Below are 18,977 nucleotides of genomic sequence, written 5' to 3' on the forward strand. Positions count from 1 at the left end.
GTTTTCTCGAGGGTTGATCATGACCGAGCTGGCGCGGCTTAAGTTTTATGCCACTCAACCCCACTCCTGCAGCTACCTGCCCGAGGAACAGGCCACCACGCTGTTTCTCGATCCCAGCCAGCCCATGGATGTGCAGGTCTACGCCGACCTTTCCGACATGGGGTTCCGTCGCAGTGGCGATCATCTCTATCGACCGCACTGCCAGAATTGCAGCGCCTGTGTGCCCGCGCGCATTCCGGTCGGCCTGTTCGTGCCTGACCGCCAACAGAAACGCATCTTCAAACGCAACGCCGACATCGAAGTCACCAGCGCCAAGCCGCATTTCAGCGAAGAATACTTCGACCTCTATCAGCGCTACATCGAGCAACGTCATGCCGATGGCGACATGTACCCGCCCAGCCGTGAACAGTTTTCCACCTTTCTGGTCCGTGACCTGCCCTTTGCCCGTTTTTACGAATTCCGGGCCGAAGGCCGACTGCTCGCCGTCGCCGTGACTGATTTGCTGCCCAACGGTCTGTCGGCGGTGTACACCTTTTATGAGCCGTCCGAAGAACGCCGTAGCTTGGGACGCTACGCGATCCTCTGGCAAATCGCCGAAGCAGCACGTCTGCAACTGCATGCGGTTTACCTGGGTTACTGGATCAAAAACTGCAAAAAGATGAACTACAAGACCCAATATCGCCCCATTGAGCTGCTGACCAATCAAAGATGGGTCACTCTTTACTGAATCCCTTGGCGTGAACCCCACTTTTCGGGCACAATGCAGCCCGCTTTTGCTCGGCTGCCGTTTGCACCGGGCCATTCATTGGATACCGAGGGCTTTACTGCATGTCGAAAGAAGACAGCTTCGAAATGGAAGGCACTGTCGTCGACACCCTGCCCAACACCATGTTCCGTGTGGAGTTGGAAAATGGGCACGTCGTTACCGCGCACATCTCCGGCAAGATGCGCAAGAACTACATTCGCATTCTGACCGGCGACAAGGTCCGCGTTGAATTGACGCCGTATGACCTGAGCAAAGGGCGCATCACCTACCGCGCTCGCTAACAGGCTACGACAGAAACGCCCGGCATATGCCGGGCGTTTTTGTTTGTCCACAATTTGTAAGCAGCTACGCATGGTAGGAGGATACGGGTTCGCAATACAGCAAAAAGGCGCCATCGGCGCCTTTTTGTTGTGTTGCATCGAAACGTCAGGCCATTTCCGCCGTGGTTTCGTACTCGAACGTGATCTCGCCGTCCTTGAAGTCGATGTGCACCACACCGCCGTGCTCGGACAACTCGCCAAAGAGGATTTCCTCGGCCAACGGACGCTTGATCTTGTCCTGGATAAGACGCGCCATCGGGCGGGCGCCCATTGCCGCATCGTAACCACCCTCGGCCAGGTAACTTCTTGCCGCGTCGGACACATCGAGTTGAACCCGCTTGTCTTCCAGCTGCGCCTGAAGTTCGGTGAGGAACTTGTCCACCACACTTTTGATGACCTCGTGACTGAGGCGACCAAATTGAATGATGGTGTCCAAACGGTTGCGGAACTCTGGCGTAAAGCTCTTCTTGATGACTTCCATCGCATCGGACGAGTGGTCCTGATGGGTGAAGCCGATCGAAGCACGCGCCGCCGTTTCGGCACCGGCATTGGTGGTCATGATGATGATCACGTTGCGGAAGTCCGCCTTGCGACCGTTGTTATCGGTCAGCGTACCGTGGTCCATCACCTGCAGCAGCAGGTTGAAGACTTCCGGATGCGCCTTTTCAATCTCATCGAGCAACAGTACGCAGTGCGGCTGCTTGGTGATGGCTTCGGTCAACAGACCGCCCTGATCGAACCCGACATACCCCGGAGGCGCACCGATCAGACGCGAAACGGTGTGACGCTCCATGTACTCGGACATGTCGAAACGCACCAGCTCGATTCCCAGCGCCTTGGCCAACTGACGCGCAGCCTCGGTTTTACCGACACCGGTCGGACCTGCGAACAGGAACGAACCGACAGGCTTGTCAGGCGACTTCAGACCGGCACGGGACAACTTGATCGCCGTGGACAGCGAATCGATGGCCGCATCCTGACCGAACACGGTCAACTTGAGGTCGCGCTCCAGATTGCGCAACAATTCCTTGTCGGAACTGTTGACGTGTTTTGGTGGAATCCGCGCGATCTTCGCCACGATGTCTTCGACCTGAGCAACATCAATGCGCTTGACGCGCAAGTCGGCCGGTTGCAGACGCTGGAAGGCGCCCGCCTCGTCAATCACGTCAATCGCCTTGTCCGGCATATGGCGATCATTGATATAGCGCGACGCCAACTCAGCAGCGGCACGCAAGGCTTCATCGCTGTATTCGATGTTGTGATGCTGCTCGAAACGGCCTTTCAAGCCACGCAGAATACCGATGGTGTCTTCGACCGAAGGCTCGGTGACGTCGACTTTCTGGAAACGACGCGCCAGCGCACGGTCTTTTTCGAAGATGCCACGGAACTCCTGGAACGTGGTCGAGCCGATGCAGCGGATATCTCCCGACGACAGCAACGGCTTGAGCAGGTTAGAGGCGTCCATCACCCCGCCTGACGCAGCACCGGCACCAATGATGGTGTGGATCTCGTCGATGAACAGGATGGCGTGAGGGCGTTTTTTCAACTCTCCGAGCAACGCCTTGAAGCGCTTCTCGAAATCGCCACGGTATTTGGTCCCGGCCAGCAAGGCGCCCAGATCCAGCGAGTAGACGACACTACTGGCCAGCAGGTCTGGCACCTGATTATCGACGATGCGTTTGGCAAGCCCTTCGGCGATGGCGGTTTTACCGACACCGGCCTCACCGACCAGCAACGGGTTGTTCTTGCGGCGACGCGCGAGAATCTGAGCGACACGCTCGACTTCCAGCTCACGACCGACCAGAGGATCGATGCGGCCCTGACGAGCCAGTTCATTCAGGTTGCTGGCATAGGCATCCAGAGGATTGCCCGAAGAAGAAGACTCGCCGCCCTCATCATCCTGCATATCTTGCTCACCTTCAGAGTGATCGCCATGCCCCGGCACCTTGGAAATACCATGGGCGATATAGTTGACGACATCGATGCGGGCCACGCTCTGCTGTTTCAACAGAAATACGGCCTGACTTTCCTGCTCACTGAAAATCGCCACCAGCACGTTGGCGCCCGTGACTTCACGCTTGCCGGAGCTCTGTACATGAAACACGGCACGCTGCAATACGCGCTGGAAGCCCAGGGTCGGCTGGGTCTCGCGATCCTCATCATGCACGGGGATCAGCGGCGTGGTGGAGTCAATGAACTCCTGAAGGTCGTGTTTGAGTTTGTCGAGGTTTGCGCCGCAGGCACGCAGAACAGTGGCGGCAGCCTCATTGTCCAATAGGGCCAGCAGAAGGTGCTCGACGGTCATGAACTCATGACGTTTGGAGCGAGCCTCCTTGAAAGCCAAATTGAGGGTGACTTCGAGCTCACGGTTTAACATAGCTTCACCTCATACCCAAGTGTCCGGCGTTAACCGTCCTTCTCGATCTCACAGAGTAGCGGATGCTGGCTTTCCCTGGCGTATTGGTTGACCTGCATTGCCTTGGTCTCGGCGATGTCGCGGGTAAACAATCCGCACACTGCCCGTCCCTCTGTATGGACGGCCAGCATGACCTTGGTCGCCAGCTCACGATTCAGGTTGAAAAACACCTCCAGCACTTCAACAACGAAATCCATCGGGGTGTAGTCATCGTTGAACAAAACCACCTTGTACATCGGTGGCACCTGCAATATCGGCTTGGCTTCCTGTACCGCGATGCCCGCCGCCTCGTCATCGTGAGGCTGCGAGTCATCCTGATTGAATGTTAGTCGAATCTTGCTCATTGCATGCATGGTAAAGAAGGTTCGTTGGGGACGAAATTAAATAGATTGGTCATGATCATGCACGTTATCGATTGGACCGTCGCATGACCTTGACTAACGGCTAAACGGTGTTACAAACAATAGAACCCACATTGGGTAAAAAGGGTCCGCGCAGTCAACCAAAATTTTTTAGGTCCGGCGGATGAGAGGTGATGATACTCCCATCGGAGTCCTTTGCAGAGGGATGTGACTATGCTAAGCGGTAAGGTCAAGTGGTTTAACAACGCCAAGGGGTATGGCTTCATCGTTGAAGACGGCAAGTCCGAGGACCTGTTCGCTCATTACTCGGCGATCGAAATGGACGGATACAAAACGCTCAAGGCGGGCCAGCCGGTTCAATTCGAAATCATCCAGGGTCCCAAAGGCATGCACGCGGTGAAAATCAGCGGACAGCCTGCGGCCACTAAAGAGCACGCTCATCAGCAACACCCGCAGCACGAACACAGCAAAGATCACGCCTGAGCCGGACCGTTCAAGCGCGAGACCTGAAAGCCGGTCAAGTCCATCCGGGACTGACCGGTTTTTTTTGCCCTACACGCTCATTCCCTTCTTTTTATCAGCGTATTTCCCGCAGGCTCGCAAAGACACTCATCTGGCTCGCACCTGAGCACAGAGACGAAAGAATGCTCCTTTAGTCGAAAATCGACTTGCGGTTCGACAGCCCTTCACTACGCTTGAACGACTGCGACAGTCTGCCGCAGGCCCCGTAAGACGCGGGCTTCAAGGTTTTGCGGATTTTCTGGCGTAGCGACCTGGAGGCTGAATCGATCAACGCGAGTGTCAAGCGTTCACACTACTATCGTATTAATGGCCGGGACCGGTGGTATACTCGCCGCCGGTGACCATAGGGTCATTGGGGGCCAAGCCATCTGAAACGAGACTTTCAGCCCTCGACAGGCTGAACTCTTACCGGGGTTCAACCGCTTGACGCTCGACTGATGCACCCCATATCACGCGACGAAATTCTCGACTTTCGGCTCATTGATATCTGGGCGAAAGTGCCTACCCTGCGCATCTCGAAATTTTGTGTACGCTCAGCAAAGAAGAGAGTATTCCGAAAAATGTCCAACCGCTCGAAGATCATCTACACCTTCACCGACGAAGCTCCTGCCCTCGCCACCTACTCACTGCTTCCCATCATCGAAGCGTTCACCGCCTCCGCCGACATCACCGTCGAAACCCGTGACATCTCTCTTGCAGCTCGTATCCTGGCCGGCTTCCCCGAGCGCCTGGGCGACAAGAAGGTTTCCGACGATCTGGCCGAGCTGGGCGAACTGGCGACCACCCCAGAAGCCAACATCATCAAGCTGCCGAACATCAGCGCCTCGGTACCGCAACTGAAAGCAGCCATCAAGGAACTGCAGGCCAAGGGCTACGACGTTCCGGACTACCCGGATGAAGTCGTCACCGAAGCCGACAAGGTTGCCCGTGCCGCCTACGACAAGGTCAAGGGCAGCGCCGTGAACCCGGTTCTGCGTGAAGGTAACTCCGATCGTCGCGCTCCACTCTCGGTCAAGAACTACGCGCGCAAGCACCCGCACAAAATGGGCGCCTGGGCAGCCGACTCCAAGTCCCACGTGGCACACATGGACAGCGGCGACTTCTACGGCAGCGAGAAATCGGCACTGATCGCTGCGGCGGGCGCCGTAAAGATCGAGCTGATCGGCAAAGACGGCAGCACCACCGTACTGAAAGACAAGACTTCGGTCCTGGCCGGTGAAGTCATCGACTGCGCGGTCATGAGCAAGAAAGCCCTGCGCGCCTTCGTGGCCAAAGAGATCGAAGACGCCAAGAAACTGGGCGTGCTGTTCTCCGTCCACCTGAAAGCCACCATGATGAAGGTCTCCGACCCGATCATGTTCGGCGAGATCGTTGCCGAGTACTACCAGGACGCGCTGAAGAAACACGCTGAAGTCCTGAAAGAAATCGGCTTCAACCTGAACAACGGCATCGGCGACCTGTACGCCCGCATCAAAGACCTGCCAGCCGACCAGCAAGCGCAGATCGAAGCGGACGTCAAAGCCGTTTACGCGACCCGCCCTCCTCTGGCGATGGTCAACTCCGACAAGGGCATCACCAACCTGCACGTGCCGAGCGACGTCATCGTCGACGCCTCGATGCCTGCGATGATTCGTGATTCCGGCAAGATGTGGAACAACGATGGCGTGCTGCAAGACGCCAAGGCGTTGATCCCGGACCGTTGCTACGCCACCATCTATCAGGCGGTCATCGAAGACTGCAAGAAACACGGCGCCTTCGACCCGACCACTATGGGCAGCGTACCGAACGTTGGCCTGATGGCGCAGAAAGCCGAAGAGTACGGTTCGCACAACAAGACCTTCCAGATCGAAACCGACGGCGTCGTTCGCGTCACCGACGACAAGGGTCAGGTCCTGATGGAGCAGAACGTTGAAGTCGGCGATATCTGGCGCATGTGCCAGACCAAAGACGCGCCGATCCAGGACTGGGTCAAACTGGCCGTCAACCGTTCGCGCCTGAGCAACACCCCGGCCATCTTCTGGCTGGACCCGAAACGCGCCCACGACGCGGTGATGATCAAGAAGGTCGAGCAGTACCTGAAAGATCACGACACCACCGGCCTGGACATCACCATCAAGTCGCCAGTCGAAGCGATGAAGGTTTCCCTGGAGCGCATTCGCGCTGGCAAGGACACCATCTCGGTCACCGGCAACGTACTGCGTGACTACCTGACCGACCTGTTCCCGATCATGGAACTGGGCACCAGCGCGAAGATGCTGTCGATCGTTCCACTGATGAACGGCGGTGGCCTGTTCGAAACCGGCGCTGGCGGTTCGGCACCGAAGCACGTTCAACAGCTCAACGAAGAAAACTTCCTGCGCTGGGACTCGCTGGGTGAATTCCTGGCACTGGCCGCCTCCCTGGAACACCTGGGCAACGTCTACAACAACCCGAAAGCGCTGGTACTGGCGACTGCCCTGGACAAGGCCACCGGCCAGTTCCTGGACAACAACAAGTCGCCATCGCGCAAAGTGGGCGGCATCGACAACCGCGGCAGCCACTTCTATCTGGCCACTTACTGGGCACAAGCCCTGGCAGCCCAGACCGAAGACGCAGCCCTGGCAGCCAAGTTCGCCCCACTGGCCAAAGCGCTGGCCGATAACGAAGCGACCATCGTCGCCGAGCTGAACGGCGTGCAAGGCAAGCCTCTGGACATCGGCGGTTACTACTTCGCCACGCCAGAACTGGCCAGCAAAGCCATGCGCCCGAGCAAGACCCTGAACGACGCGATCAATTCGCTGAAGTAAGGCTTGCCGGATCGGCGTTAGCGCGCTGAACGCAACAGAAGAGCCCCGGCCATGTGCCGGGGTTTTCTTTATCAGTCGCTCGACTTCCCCTAGAGCAGTCCGGCTTGCCGGCGGCGTATTCAAGATCGCTACCGCAGGCAAGCCGTGCTCCTACAGAGGGTCGTGCGGACAGGAGATCCACTCATGACCTGGCAACCCCACATCACTGTCGCCACCATCGTCGAAGACAACGGCCGCTTTCTCTTCGTCGAAGAATCGAAAAACAACAAACTCGTACTCAACCAGCCCGCCGGCCATCTGGAAGCCAACGAAACCCTGCGCGAAGCGGCCGTCCGCGAAACACTGGAAGAAACTGGCTGGGACGTTGAACTGACCGGTGTAGTCGGCATTTACCTTTACACCGCGCCCAGCAATGGCGTGACGTACCAGCGCGTCTGCTTGGCCGCCAAAACCGTCCAACATCACCCTGACCGCCCACTGGACACCGGCATTGTCGGCGCGCCATGGTTCACGCGTGAGGAACTGGCCAGCCAACCCGAACGCTGGCGCAGCCATCTGGTACTGGAGTGCGTGGACGACTACCTCGCAGGCCCGCTCCACAGCCTGGATGTAATACGCAACTGAATAGCTTTTAGCCTTGGCGCCGACTCCCTGATAGAATCGCGTCCTTTTCCAGACTACCCATCGAAACCCTATGTCTGATTCAGCCTTTTCCAATCCAGAAAAGAAACGCGTCATCGTCGGCATGTCCGGCGGCGTGGATTCTTCGGTCTCCGCCCTTCTGCTCATGGAGCAGGGGTATCAGGTGGAAGGCCTGTTCATGAAGAACTGGGAAGAAGACGACGGAACGGAATACTGCACCGCCATGGACGACCTCGCGGACGCCCAGGCCGTGTGCGACCGCATTGGTATCAAGCTGCACACGGTGAATTTCGCCGCCGAATACTGGGACAACGTCTTCGAGCACTTCCTTGAAGAGTACAAGGCTGGCCGCACGCCGAACCCGGACATCCTGTGCAACCGAGAGATCAAGTTCAAGGCCTTCCTCGATTACGCCTTCATGCTCGGCGCCGACCTGATCGCCACCGGTCATTACGTGCGTCGTCGCGACATCGATGGCCGCACCGAACTGCTCAAAGGCTTGGACCCGAACAAGGACCAGAGCTACTTCCTGCACGCGGTGGCAGGCGAGCAGATCGCCAAGACCCTGTTCCCGGTCGGCGAGCTGGAAAAGCCGGAAGTGCGCGCCATTGCCGAGAAGTACGAGCTGGCGACCGCCAAGAAGAAAGACTCCACCGGAATCTGCTTCATTGGCGAACGTCGCTTCACCGACTTCCTCAAACAGTACCTGCCCGCACAGCCGGGTGAGATCAAGACCACTGAAGGCGAGACCATCGGCCGCCACGCGGGCCTGATGTACCACACCATCGGCCAGCGTCAGGGCCTGGGGATCGGCGGTCTGAAAGATGCCGGCGATGAACCGTGGTACGTGCTGGAGAAGGATCTGATCAACAACCACTTGATCGTCGGCCAGGGCAATGATCATCCGTGGCTGTTCTCCCGCGCCCTGCTCGCCTCGGATATCTATTGGGTCAACCCGATCGATCTGAGCACTCCGCGCAAACTGACCGCCAAGGTCCGCTACCGCCAAAGTGATCAGAGCTGCACGCTGGAACGCACCGCCACCGGCTACCGCGCCACCTTCGATGAACCGCAACGCGCCGTGACACCCGGCCAGTCCGTGGTGTTCTACGATGGCGAAGTCTGCCTGGGCGGTGGCGTGATCGAAATCGCCGAACCCTGGCACAGCAAGGACCCTCGTTGATGAGTCCGATTCAAGAGCAATTGACCGCCCTGGGCGGTGTGTTTCAGGCCGCCGTGCTGGTAGACCGGATCGCCAAGACCGGCCAGGCCAGCGAAGCGGCTGTCGGCTGCCTGCTGGGCAGTCTGCTGGTGATGGACCCCAAGGACACGCTGGACGTGTTTGGCGGTGACGACCTGAATCTGCGCGAGGGCTATCGCGCCCTCGCCAGCGCTCTTGAACGCGACCCAGGCACCCTGCAACGCGAACCCTTGCGCTACGCCCTGGCGATGCTGGGTCTGGAGCGCCAACTGTCCAAGCGTGACGACATGCTCGACACCATTGGCAAGCGCCTGCCACAAATCAAGTCTCAGGTCGAGCACTTCGGCATCGTTCACGAAAACGTGATCGCCGCGAGCGGTGCGCTGTATCAGGACACCCTCAGCACGTTGCGCCAGCGAATTCAGGTTCACGGCGACATGCGTAACCTGCAACAACCCAACAACGCCTCGAAAATTCGCGCCCTGCTGCTGGCCGGCATTCGCTGCGCGCGACTTTGGCGACAAGTGGGCGGTCACCGCTGGCAACTGGTCATCAGCCGTCGCAAGTTATTGAAAGAATTGTATCCCTTGATGCACGGCTGACTGCCAGCGCTGCGCAAACGACCTTCGTTATACCCATTGCGCGATTCACAACGGCGATCCAGCCTCGGCGGCGCCGTTTTTTCATGTATGATACGCGCCCTTCTCAAAGCCCGACTGTCCGAGAGCACCCCATGCAGCTTTCTTCGCTCACTGCGGTTTCCCCAGTAGACGGCCGCTACGCCGGTAAAACCCAGGCCCTGCGCCCGATTTTCAGCGAATACGGCCTGATCCGTTTCCGCGCCCTCGTCGAGGTTCGCTGGCTTCAGCGCCTGGCGGCTCACCCGCAAATCTCCGAAGTCCCGGCGTTCTCCGCCGAAGCCAACGCGATCCTGAACGCACTGGCCGATGACTTCGCGCTGGAACACGCCGAGCGCGTGAAAGAAATCGAACGCACCACCAACCACGACGTCAAGGCGATCGAATACCTGCTCAAAGAGCAGGCGGCCAAATTGCCGGAACTGGCCAAGGTCAGCGAATTCATCCATTTCGCCTGCACCAGCGAGGACATCAACAACCTGTCCCACGCCCTGATGCTGCGCGAAGGCCGCGACACCGTGCTGCTGCCACTGATGCGCCAGATCGCCGAATCGATCCGCGAGCTGGCGATCCGTTTCGCCGCCGTGCCGATGCTGTCCCGCACCCACGGCCAGCCTGCATCGCCAACCACCCTGGGCAAAGAACTGGCCAACGTCGTTTACCGACTGGAGCGTCAGATCGCTCAAGTGGCCGCCGTTCCGCTGCTGGGCAAGATCAACGGCGCCGTCGGCAACTACAACGCACACCTGTCGGCTTACCCGGACATCGACTGGGAAGCCAACGCCCGCGCCTTGATCGAAGACGAACTGGGCCTGACGTTCAACCCGTACACCACGCAGATCGAACCGCACGACTACATCGCCGAGCTGTTCGACGCGATCGCACGCTTCAACACCATCCTGATCGACTTCGACCGCGATATCTGGGGCTACATCTCCCTGGGCTATTTCAAGCAGAAGACCGTCGCGGGCGAAATCGGCTCCTCGACCATGCCGCACAAGGTCAACCCGATCGACTTCGAAAACTCCGAAGGCAACCTGGGCATCGCCAACGCACTGTTCCAGCACCTGGCGAGCAAACTGCCAATCTCCCGCTGGCAGCGCGACCTGACCGACTCCACCGTATTGCGCAACCTCGGTGTGGGCTTCGCTCACAGCGTGATTGCCTACGAAGCCAGCCTCAAAGGCATCGGCAAACTGGAGCTGAACGAGCAACGCATCGCGGCTGATCTGGACGCTTGCTGGGAAGTCCTGGCCGAGCCGATCCAGACCGTCATGCGCCGTTATGACATCGAGAACCCGTACGAGAAGCTCAAGGAGCTGACGCGCGGCAAAGGCATCAGCCCGGAAGCGCTGCTGACCTTCATCGATGGTCTGGACATGCCTGCCGAAGCCAAGACCGAGCTGAAGAAACTCACCCCGGCCAACTACATCGGCAACGCTGTGGCACAAGCCCGGCGCATCTGATCTGACGGCACCCGCTCTGAACGCCCGGCCGAGCCGGGCGTTTTTATTGCGGCCTGAAAAATACCTTTTTTCAATAGGTTACACATGAATCCTGATATTCCTCTTCAGTTGCTTGGCGGCATCACCGCGCGCGAATTTCTGCGTGACTACTGGCAGAAAAAGCCCCTGCTCATTCGCCAGGCCATTCCGGAATTCGAAAGCCCGATCGATCCGGACGAACTGGCAGGCCTGGCGCTGGAAGAAGAAGTCGAATCGCGCCTGATCCTCGAAAACGGCGTACGCCCATGGGAAATGCGTCGCGGCCCCTTCGAGGAAGATGAATTCAGCAAACTGCCGGAAACCGAATGGACCCTGCTTGTACAGGCGGTCGACCAGTTCGTCCCGGAAGTCGCCGAGCTGCTGGAGCAATTTCGCTTTCTGCCAAGCTGGCGCATTGACGACGTGATGATCAGCTACGCCGCACCTGGCGGCAGCGTCGGTCCGCACTTCGACAACTACGACGTGTTCCTGCTGCAAGGTCACGGCAAACGCCACTGGAAAATCGGCCAGATGTGCGACAGCGACAGCCCGCTGATCGAGCACGCCGACCTGCGCATTCTCGCGGATTTCCAGGGCAGCGACGAATGGACGCTGGAGCCGGGCGACATGCTTTATCTGCCGCCACGCCTGGCCCACTGGGGCGTTGCCGTCGATGACTGCCTGACCTACTCGGTCGGATTCCGCGCCCCGAGCGCAGCCGAAGTGCTGACCCACTTCACCGATTTCCTCAGCCAGTTCATCTCGGACGAAGAGCGTTACACCGACGCCGACGCGCAGCCGGTGAGCGATCCGCATCAGATCCAGCGCGACGCCCTTGATCGCCTCAAGGCGCTGTTGGCTGAGCACATGGGTGACGAGCGCTTGCTGCTGACCTGGTTCGGCCAGTTCATGACCGAGCCGCGCTACCCGGAAATGGTCACCGGCCCCGAGTTGGATGAAGCCGAATTGCTCGACAGTATGGAACAAGGCGCCATTCTGATTCGCAACCCGAGCGCACGCCTGGCCTGGTCGGAAGTCGATGAAGACCTGCTGCTGTTCGCCAGCGGCCAGAGCCGCCTGCTGCCCGGTCGTCTGCGCGAGCTGTTGAAACTGATCTGTGCGGCCGATGCACTGCATATGGACAATCTGGGCAAATGGCTGGCCGATGACGATGGCCGCAGCCTGCTCTGCGAACTGGTGAAACAAGGAAGTCTGGGGTTTGCTGATGAATAAGATCCACGTACGGGTAGCCGACTGGCAGAAAGACAACGCCGACATCCGGCGCATTCGCGAAGCCGTGTTCATTGCTGAACAATCGGTGCCGCCCGAACTGGAGTGGGACGCCGAAGATGCAGGCGCACTGCACTTCCTGGCACTGGAAGGCGATTATCCAATCGGCACGGCGCGCCTGTTGCCGGACGGCGAAATCGGCCGACTGTCGGTGCTCAAGGACTGGCGCGGGTTGAAGGTTGGCGATGCACTGCTCAAAGCCGTCATTACCGAAGCGGAAAATCGCGACCTGAAGGAGCAGAAGCTCAGCGCGCAGGTGCATGCGACAGCGTTCTATGAGCGCTCGGGCTTCACTGTGGTCAGTGAAGAGTTCCTCGAAGCCGGCCTGCCCCACGTCGACATGGTCCGCAGCTCGCGCTGAGACCACCGAGTGACCGAACGCCCCGTTGCTGACCCTTCAGTTGACTATGCTGAACGGAAACTCGGGGCGTTCTGCTGTCTGCGATTCAATTTGCGCGTGCCCAGGCCGACAAAATGGCCTGACATGCTGGCAAACTGAGCCCCTTGATACGCCCCTTCGCGGAGATCACACCGATGTCGTTACGCACCCTGCTTGCTTCTGCGCTGTTGGCTTGCAGCTTCACGGCCGTTGCCGCCACCGAAGTCATCCCCCTGAATTACCGAACCAGCGACGATTTGATGCCTACTGTCAAAGCCTTTCTGGGCAGCGAAGGCAATGTCAACGCGTATGGCAACAAACTCATCGTCAACGCAGAACCCGGCAAGATCAGCGAACTCAAAGGCCTGCTTTCACAACTGGATGTCGCGGCGAAACGCCTGCTGATTACGGTCGACACCAGCGACAATGCCATTCAGAGCGACCAAGGCTATTCGGTCAACGGCACCGTTCGTTCGCAAAACGGGCGCATCAGCGCCGATGGCAAGACCCGGATCATCAATTACGGTACCGCCAGTCGCGACGGCGGCACGCAGCAAGTGCAGGCCAATGAGGGCACTCCGGCGCTGATTCAGGTGGGCCAAAGCATTCCGATCACCAATGTGCAGACCGATTCCTACGGCTATGCGCAGACCAACACTCAGTACCGCAACGTGACCCGGGGTTTTTACGTCACGGCCAATATCACAGGCGACATCGTTCATCTGAGCATCAGCACCAACAACGACCGCATGAGCCAGCAACAGGCCGATGCGATCAAGGTGCAGAGCACGGATACCCAAGTGAGCGGGCGATTGGGTGAGTGGATCACCCTGGCGGGCGTCAGCGATCAGTCCCATGCCGATGAACAAGGCGTCACCCGACGCTATTCCACACAAGGGCGTGATGACATGACCTTGCGGGTGAAGGTCGATAGTCTGGACTGAACCCAACCCTAACGACAACCTGACAACCGCACTCAGCCTCGTAGGAGCGCACGAGCCCCGCGAGGCCGCGATCGGCCCGGGGTCGCGCCCGACCGAAGCGGCAGCAAATCCTGAATCCCCGATACTTCTGACCCATCACCATCACCCGATCTACGACTGCTGCGCAGCCGATCGCGGCCTCGCACGGCTCGTGCGCTCCTACACGGATTGCGCTCACTCCTGATGATTATGTAGTGCCAAAAAATCCACTACATACCCACTCCTACCCCCGTGACCACCCAGTATTACTGCGGACTCCCCCGTTCCAGCACCCTTAGGCCCGAAACTGACTGATGAGTCGTATTAGACAAAAGATGTAGTGCCATAAAATAATCACTACAAAGTGTTTGACGGCGCAAAAATGCCGAGGCATGATGGCCTCGCACTCACTGATCAGGGGCAACACAGAAAGCCTCTGGATCGAGCTTGATATCTACAAGATCAAGTCAATTAACGTCTTTTCGCCCAAAAGGCAGCGTCGTCGCTTCACCACCGTGAAGGCGAAAACAATCCAGACCCGCAACCTCATGCTTTCCGATTCAGTGAGCACCCCTAAGTGCGCCTTGAAGAAACCTTAAAGGCGCTGGCAGAACCCAGAGCTTCGCCACAAGACCGGCAAGACCCACAAAACCAAGCGACGAGGTTTACCCCATGGCACTGACACGCGAACAACAAATTGCAGCCATCGAGAAAGACTGGGCCGAGAATCCACGCTGGAAAGGCGTGACCCGCACCTACTCCGCTGCTGACGTCGTCCGCCTGCGTGGCTCGATTCAGCCAGAGCACACATTCGCCAAACTGGGCGCTGAAAAACTGTGGAATCTCGTGACTCAAGGCGCTAGGCCGTCCTTTCGTCCCGACAAGGATTTCGTCAACTGCATGGGCGCCCTGACCGGCGGCCAGGCCGTGCAGCAAGTCAAGGCGGGCATTCAGGCGATCTACCTGTCCGGCTGGCAAGTGGCTGCGGACAACAACTCTGCCGAGTCGATGTACCCCGATCAGTCGCTGTACCCGGTGGACTCGGTTCCGACCGTGGTCAAGCGCATCAACAACTCGTTCCGCCGCGCGGACCAGATCCAGTGGAAAGCAGGCAAGAACCCGGGTGACGACGGCTACATCGATTACTTCGCACCGATCGTTGCCGACGCCGAAGCCGGCTTCGGTGGAGTACTGAACGCCTACGAACTGATGAAAAGCATGATCGAGGCAGGCGCTGCCGGTGTGCACTTCGAAGACCAACTGGCCTCAGTGAAGAAATGCGGCCACATGGGCGGCAAGGTACTGGTTCCGACCCAGGAAGCCGTACAGAAGCTGATCGCCGCGCGCCTGGCAGCGGACGTCGCCGGTGTGCCGACCATCATCCTGGCCCGCACTGACGCCAACGCCGCTGACCTGCTGACTTCGGATTGCGACCCGTACGACAAACCGTTCGTGACCGGCACTCGCACCCCTGAAGGATTCTATAAAGTGCGTGCCGGTCTGGATCAGGCCATCGCTCGCGGCCTGGCGTACGCGCCATACGCGGACCTGATCTGGTGCGAAACCGCCAAGCCCGATCTGGACGAGGCCCGCCGCTTCGCTGAAGCGATCAAGAAGGAGTACCCGGACCAACTGCTGTCCTACAATTGCTCGCCTTCCTTCAACTGGAAGAAGAACCTGGACGACGCCACCATCGCCAAATTCCAGCGCGAGCTATCGGCCATGGGCTACAAGCATCAGTTCATCACGCTGGCGGGCATCCACAACATGTGGCACAGCATGTTCAACCTGGCGCATGACTACGCCCGCAACGACATGACCGCCTACGTGAAGCTGCAAGAGCAGGAGTTCGCTGACGCCGCCAAGGGCTACACCTTCGTTGCGCACCAGCAGGAAGTGGGCACTGGCTACTTTGATGACATGACCACCGTCATCCAGGGTGGCCAGTCCTCGGTCACCGCGCTGACCGGCTCGACCGAAGAAGAACAGTTTCACTGAATGACACCGCAACGACAGAGGCCGCCCAATGGGCGGCCTCTGTCGTCTGGAGCATTTTAATGACCTACCTAAGTAGTAGGTCATTAGTCGATAGCCACGGCAAATCGGCCTACGAAAGTTAATTAAATGCGACGCGGTGAAATCCTTCATTTGACGAACGCATTAATGTCAACTTCGCTATTTCCACAAAAGCACACCCAAAGACGTCTCAAATGATATTAATTATCATTTCTCTCGCTCAACTTTCATTACCCTTTACAGGAAACATAATTAACAAAATTGGCGCTAATCCCCGTGCCATGCGGGCTAGGTAACCGAAACCGTGACCTGGCTCATTAATCCCGTGAATAAATTTGATGTAGAAAATTTACTTGCTCTGTTTTTGCACATAAAATCCCGGAATTGATCGCACTGCGACATATCGTCACTGCCTCTTTCTCTTTTCAAGCTCAGAGACCGTTGCTCTCTGTTAAGGATTGCCAGCATGTCCGAATCGACAGGTTTGATTGCCCACAACTGGGGCTTCGCCATTTTCCTTTTGGGCGTCATCGGCCTCTGTGCCTTCATGCTTGGCCTCTCCAGCCTGCTCGGTTCCAAAGCCTGGGGTCGCAGCAAGAACGAACCGTTCGAATCCGGCATGCTGCCTACAGGCGGCGCCCGCCTGCGGCTCTCCGCGAAATTCTATCTGGTCGCGATGCTGTTCGTGATTTTCGATATTGAAGCCCTCTTTCTGTACGCCTGGTCTGTGTCCGTCCGCGAAAGCGGCTGGACCGGCTTCGCCGAAGCTCTCGTTTTCATAGCAATTCTGTTGGCAGGTCTTGTCTACCTATGGCGGGTAGGGGCGCTCGATTGGGCTCCCGTTGGTCGTCGTAATCGGCAGGCGAAGCTAAAACAATGAGGCTTTGGCAATGCAATACAATCTCACCAGAATCGATCCGGATGCGCCTAACGAGCAGTACCCCATCGGCGAGCGGGAAACCGTCGCCGATCCGTTAGAGGATCAGGTCCACAAAAACATCTTCATGGGCAAGCTCTCGGACGTCCTGAGCAATGCGGTCAACTGGGGGCGTAAAAACTCCCTTTGGCCGTATAACTTCGGTCTGTCCTGCTGCTACGTGGAAATGACCACCGCCTTCACGGCGCCCCACGACATCGCGCGCTTCGGCGCCGAAGTGATCCGGGCATCACCGCGCCAGGCGGATTTCATGGTCGTTGCCGGTACCTGCTTCGTGAAGATGGCTCCGATCATCCAGCGCCTCTACGAGCAAATGCTTGAGCCTAAATGGGTCATTTCCATGGGTTCGTGCGCCAACTCCGGTGGCATGTACGACATCTACTCTGTGGTACAGGGCGTGGACAAGTTCCTGCCTGTGGATGTTTACGTGCCCGGCTGCCCGCCCCGTCCAGAGGCATTTCTGCAAGGCCTGATGCTGTTGCAGGAATCCATTGGCCAGGAGCGTCGCCCCCTTTCCTGGGTCGTCGGTGACCAAGGCGTGTATCGCGCCGAAATGCCGTCGCAAAAGGAACAGCGCCGCGAACAGCGTATTCAGGTCACCAACCTGCGCAGCCCCGACGAAGTCTGATCCAGTTTTCTTTTACAAAAAGAAGCCTGAACCTGGGTTCATTCTGTACGTTGACCGATAGCGATCGAGACCTATGACTGCAGACACCGCTCTGTACATCCCGCCTTACAAGGCTGACGACCAAGACGTCGTCGTTGAACTGCATAACCGTTTTGGCGCCGAAGCGTTCACCGCCCAATCCACCGTCACTGGCATGCCAGTGCTGTGGGTGGCACGCGCCAAACTGTTCGAAATCCTCACGTTCCTGCGCAATGTGCCCAAGCCGTACTCGATGCTGTACGACCTGCACGGTGTGGACGAGCGCCTGCGTACCAAGCGCCGTGGCTTGCCCGACGCCGATTTCACCGTGTTCTACCACCTGCTGTCGGTAGAGCGTAATAGTGACGTGATGATCAAGGTGGCCTTGTCCGAGGGCGACCTCAGCGTGCCATCCGTCACCAGCATCTGGCCAAACGCTAACTGGTACGAGCGTGAAGTGTGGGACATGTTCGGGATCGACTTCCCGGGCCACCCGCACCTCTCCCGCATCATGATGCCGCCGACCTGGGAAGGTCACCCGCTGCGCAAGGACTACCCTGCCCGCGCCACCGAATTCGACCCGTACAGCCTGACGCTGGCCAAACAGCAACTGGAGGAGGAAGCTGCGCGTTTCCGTCCGGAAGACTGGGGCATGAAGCGTTCTGGCGCCAACGAGGACTACATGTTCCTCAACCTGGGTCCGAACCACCCTTCCGCGCACGGCGCGTTCCGTATCGTGCTCCAACTGGACGGCGAAGAGATCGTCGACTGCGTGCCGGACATCGGCTACCACCACCGTGGTGCCGAGAAGATGGCCGAGCGTCAGTCCTGGCACAGCTTCATTCCTTACACCGACCGTATCGACTACCTCGGCGGCGTGATGAACAACCTGCCGTACGTGCTCTCGGTCGAGAAGCTGGCGGGCATCAAGGTGCCGGAGAAGGTCGACGTCATCCGCATCATGATGGCCGAGTTCTTCCGCATCACCAGCCACCTGCTGTTCCTGGGGACTTACATCCAGGACGTCGGCGCCATGACCCCGGTGTTCTTCACCTTTACCGACCGCCAGCGCGCTTACACCGTGATCGAAGCGATCACCGGTTTCCGTCTGCACCCGGCCTGGTACCGCATCGGTGGCGTCGCTCACGACCTGCCACGCGGCTGGGACAAGCTGGTCAAGGACTTCGTCGAATGGCTGCCAAAGCGCCTGGACGAGTACACCACCGCTGCGCTGAAAAACAGCATCCTCAAAGGCCGGACCATCGGCGTTGCCCAGTACAACACCAAAGAAGCCCTGGAATGGGGTGTCACCGGTGCTGGCCTGCGCTCCACCGGTTGCGACTTCGACCTGCGCAAGGCGCGTCCGTATTCGGGCTACGAGAACTTCGAATTCGAAGTGCCGCTGGGCCACAACGGCGATGCTTATGATCGCTGCATGGTCCGCGTCGAAGAGATGCGTCAGAGCATCAAGATCATCGACCAGTGCCTGCGCAACATGCCGGAAGGCCCGTACAAGGCGGACCACCCGCTGACTACGCCGCCACCGAAAGAGCGCACCCTGCAGCACATCGAAACCTTGATCACGCACTTCCTGCAAGTTTCGTGGTGCC

General features: G+C 58.5%; 16 protein-coding genes and 1 pseudogene. 15 read left to right on the forward strand and 2 right to left on the reverse strand.

Annotation, left to right across the window (positions count from 1 at the left end):
• Nucleotides 1-19 precede the first annotated feature (19 nt).
• A complete protein-coding gene (locus ACI2KB_RS02385) occupies nucleotides 20-727 on the forward strand; it encodes an arginyltransferase (RefSeq protein WP_404631013.1) in 708 nt (235 codons plus the stop codon).
• A gap of 101 nt (nucleotides 728-828) precedes the next feature.
• Complete coding sequence (gene infA, locus ACI2KB_RS02390; protein ID WP_002553999.1) at nucleotides 829-1,047, forward strand: translation initiation factor IF-1; 219 nt, start codon at nucleotides 829-831, stop codon at nucleotides 1,045-1,047.
• A 145-nt stretch (nucleotides 1,048-1,192) separates the two neighbouring features.
• Here the strand turns inward: infA and clpA are convergent, their stop codons facing one another.
• Nucleotides 1,193-3,463, reverse strand: a complete 2,271-nt coding sequence (gene clpA / locus ACI2KB_RS02395; RefSeq protein ID WP_404631015.1) for an ATP-dependent Clp protease ATP-binding subunit ClpA — start codon at nucleotides 3,461-3,463, stop codon at nucleotides 1,193-1,195.
• 29 nt (nucleotides 3,464-3,492) lie between these two features.
• Nucleotides 3,493-3,855, reverse strand: a complete 363-nt coding sequence (gene clpS, locus ACI2KB_RS02400; protein ID WP_108239270.1) for an ATP-dependent Clp protease adapter ClpS — start codon at nucleotides 3,853-3,855, stop codon at nucleotides 3,493-3,495.
• A gap of 222 nt (nucleotides 3,856-4,077) precedes the next feature.
• On the opposite strand from clpS, the gene cspD reads away from it, so the two are divergent.
• The 13 genes and pseudogenes from cspD to nuoC form a co-directional block, all read left to right on the forward strand.
• Nucleotides 4,078-4,347: a cold shock domain-containing protein CspD gene (gene cspD / locus ACI2KB_RS02405; protein WP_404631017.1), complete on the forward strand. Its 270-nt coding sequence runs from the start codon at nucleotides 4,078-4,080 to the stop codon at nucleotides 4,345-4,347.
• 599 nt (nucleotides 4,348-4,946) lie between these two features.
• Complete coding sequence (locus tag ACI2KB_RS02410; protein WP_404631019.1) at nucleotides 4,947-7,172, forward strand: NADP-dependent isocitrate dehydrogenase; 2,226 nt, start codon at nucleotides 4,947-4,949, stop codon at nucleotides 7,170-7,172.
• Nucleotides 7,173-7,355: 183 nt separating this feature from the next.
• A complete protein-coding gene (locus tag ACI2KB_RS02415; RefSeq protein ID WP_404631021.1) occupies nucleotides 7,356-7,796 on the forward strand; it encodes an NUDIX hydrolase in 441 nt (146 codons plus the stop codon).
• Between the two features lie 70 nt (nucleotides 7,797-7,866).
• A complete protein-coding gene (mnmA, locus tag ACI2KB_RS02420; protein ID WP_404631023.1) occupies nucleotides 7,867-8,997 on the forward strand; it encodes a tRNA 2-thiouridine(34) synthase MnmA in 1,131 nt (376 codons plus the stop codon).
• Nucleotides 8,997-9,617, forward strand: a complete 621-nt coding sequence (gene hflD / locus ACI2KB_RS02425; protein ID WP_404631025.1) for a high frequency lysogenization protein HflD — start codon at nucleotides 8,997-8,999, stop codon at nucleotides 9,615-9,617. The genes mnmA and hflD overlap by 1 nt, the downstream gene beginning before the upstream one ends.
• Before the next feature lie 131 nt (nucleotides 9,618-9,748).
• A complete protein-coding gene (gene purB / locus ACI2KB_RS02430) occupies nucleotides 9,749-11,119 on the forward strand; it encodes an adenylosuccinate lyase (protein ID WP_404631027.1) in 1,371 nt (456 codons plus the stop codon).
• 84 nt (nucleotides 11,120-11,203) lie between these two features.
• A complete protein-coding gene (locus ACI2KB_RS02435) occupies nucleotides 11,204-12,370 on the forward strand; it encodes a JmjC domain-containing protein (protein WP_404631029.1) in 1,167 nt (388 codons plus the stop codon).
• Nucleotides 12,363-12,788, forward strand: a complete 426-nt coding sequence (locus ACI2KB_RS02440) for a GNAT family N-acetyltransferase (protein WP_404631031.1) — start codon at nucleotides 12,363-12,365, stop codon at nucleotides 12,786-12,788. The genes ACI2KB_RS02435 and ACI2KB_RS02440 overlap by 8 nt, the downstream gene beginning before the upstream one ends.
• 173 nt (nucleotides 12,789-12,961) lie before the next feature.
• Nucleotides 12,962-13,750: a secretin N-terminal domain-containing protein gene (locus ACI2KB_RS02445; protein ID WP_404631033.1), complete on the forward strand. Its 789-nt coding sequence runs from the start codon at nucleotides 12,962-12,964 to the stop codon at nucleotides 13,748-13,750.
• 690 nt (nucleotides 13,751-14,440) lie between these two features.
• Nucleotides 14,441-15,766, forward strand: coding sequence for an isocitrate lyase (gene aceA, locus ACI2KB_RS02450; RefSeq protein ID WP_404631035.1), 1,326 nt, complete (start codon nucleotides 14,441-14,443; stop codon nucleotides 15,764-15,766).
• 484 nt (nucleotides 15,767-16,250) lie between these two features.
• Nucleotides 16,251-16,664, forward strand: coding sequence for an NADH-quinone oxidoreductase subunit A (locus tag ACI2KB_RS02455; protein WP_108239282.1), 414 nt, complete (start codon nucleotides 16,251-16,253; stop codon nucleotides 16,662-16,664).
• Nucleotides 16,665-16,674: 10 nt separating this feature from the next.
• Nucleotides 16,675-17,349 (forward strand): NuoB/complex I 20 kDa subunit family protein, encoded by a 675-nt coding sequence (locus ACI2KB_RS02460; protein ID WP_404631037.1) that lies wholly within the window; start codon nucleotides 16,675-16,677, stop codon nucleotides 17,347-17,349.
• A 73-nt stretch (nucleotides 17,350-17,422) separates the two neighbouring features.
• Nucleotides 17,423-18,977, forward strand: a pseudogene (gene nuoC / locus ACI2KB_RS02465) (NADH-quinone oxidoreductase subunit C/D); the annotation flags it as partial.

The organism is Pseudomonas sp. NPDC088444, from assembly GCF_044900175.1.
Taxonomy (GTDB): Bacteria; Pseudomonadota; Gammaproteobacteria; order Pseudomonadales; family Pseudomonadaceae; genus Aquipseudomonas.

Excerpts from the sequence above, each read along its gene's own strand:
- ACI2KB_RS02410 (WP_404631019.1), top strand. The coding sequence starts at position 4,947 with ATGTCCAACCGCTCGAAGATCATCTACACCTTCACCGACGAAGCTCCT.
- purB (WP_404631027.1), top strand. The coding sequence starts at position 9,749 with ATGCAGCTTTCTTCGCTCACTGCGGTTTCCCCAGTAGACGGCCGCTAC.
- cspD (WP_404631017.1), top strand. The coding sequence starts at position 4,078 with ATGCTAAGCGGTAAGGTCAAGTGGTTTAACAACGCCAAGGGGTATGGC.
- aceA (WP_404631035.1), top strand. The coding sequence starts at position 14,441 with ATGGCACTGACACGCGAACAACAAATTGCAGCCATCGAGAAAGACTGG.
- hflD (WP_404631025.1), top strand. The coding sequence starts at position 8,997 with ATGAGTCCGATTCAAGAGCAATTGACCGCCCTGGGCGGTGTGTTTCAG.
- clpS (WP_108239270.1), bottom strand. The coding sequence starts at position 3,855 with ATGCATGCAATGAGCAAGATTCGACTAACATTCAATCAGGATGACTCG.
- ACI2KB_RS02435 (WP_404631029.1), top strand. The coding sequence starts at position 11,204 with ATGAATCCTGATATTCCTCTTCAGTTGCTTGGCGGCATCACCGCGCGC.
- ACI2KB_RS02440 (WP_404631031.1), top strand. The coding sequence starts at position 12,363 with ATGAATAAGATCCACGTACGGGTAGCCGACTGGCAGAAAGACAACGCC.
- ACI2KB_RS02445 (WP_404631033.1), top strand. The coding sequence starts at position 12,962 with ATGTCGTTACGCACCCTGCTTGCTTCTGCGCTGTTGGCTTGCAGCTTC.
- ACI2KB_RS02460 (WP_404631037.1), top strand. The coding sequence starts at position 16,675 with ATGCAATACAATCTCACCAGAATCGATCCGGATGCGCCTAACGAGCAG.
- clpA (WP_404631015.1), bottom strand. The coding sequence starts at position 3,463 with ATGTTAAACCGTGAGCTCGAAGTCACCCTCAATTTGGCTTTCAAGGAG.
- ACI2KB_RS02415 (WP_404631021.1), top strand. The coding sequence starts at position 7,356 with ATGACCTGGCAACCCCACATCACTGTCGCCACCATCGTCGAAGACAAC.
- infA (WP_002553999.1), top strand. The coding sequence starts at position 829 with ATGTCGAAAGAAGACAGCTTCGAAATGGAAGGCACTGTCGTCGACACC.
- ACI2KB_RS02455 (WP_108239282.1), top strand. The coding sequence starts at position 16,251 with ATGTCCGAATCGACAGGTTTGATTGCCCACAACTGGGGCTTCGCCATT.
- mnmA (WP_404631023.1), top strand. The coding sequence starts at position 7,867 with ATGTCTGATTCAGCCTTTTCCAATCCAGAAAAGAAACGCGTCATCGTC.
- ACI2KB_RS02385 (WP_404631013.1), top strand. The coding sequence starts at position 20 with ATGACCGAGCTGGCGCGGCTTAAGTTTTATGCCACTCAACCCCACTCC.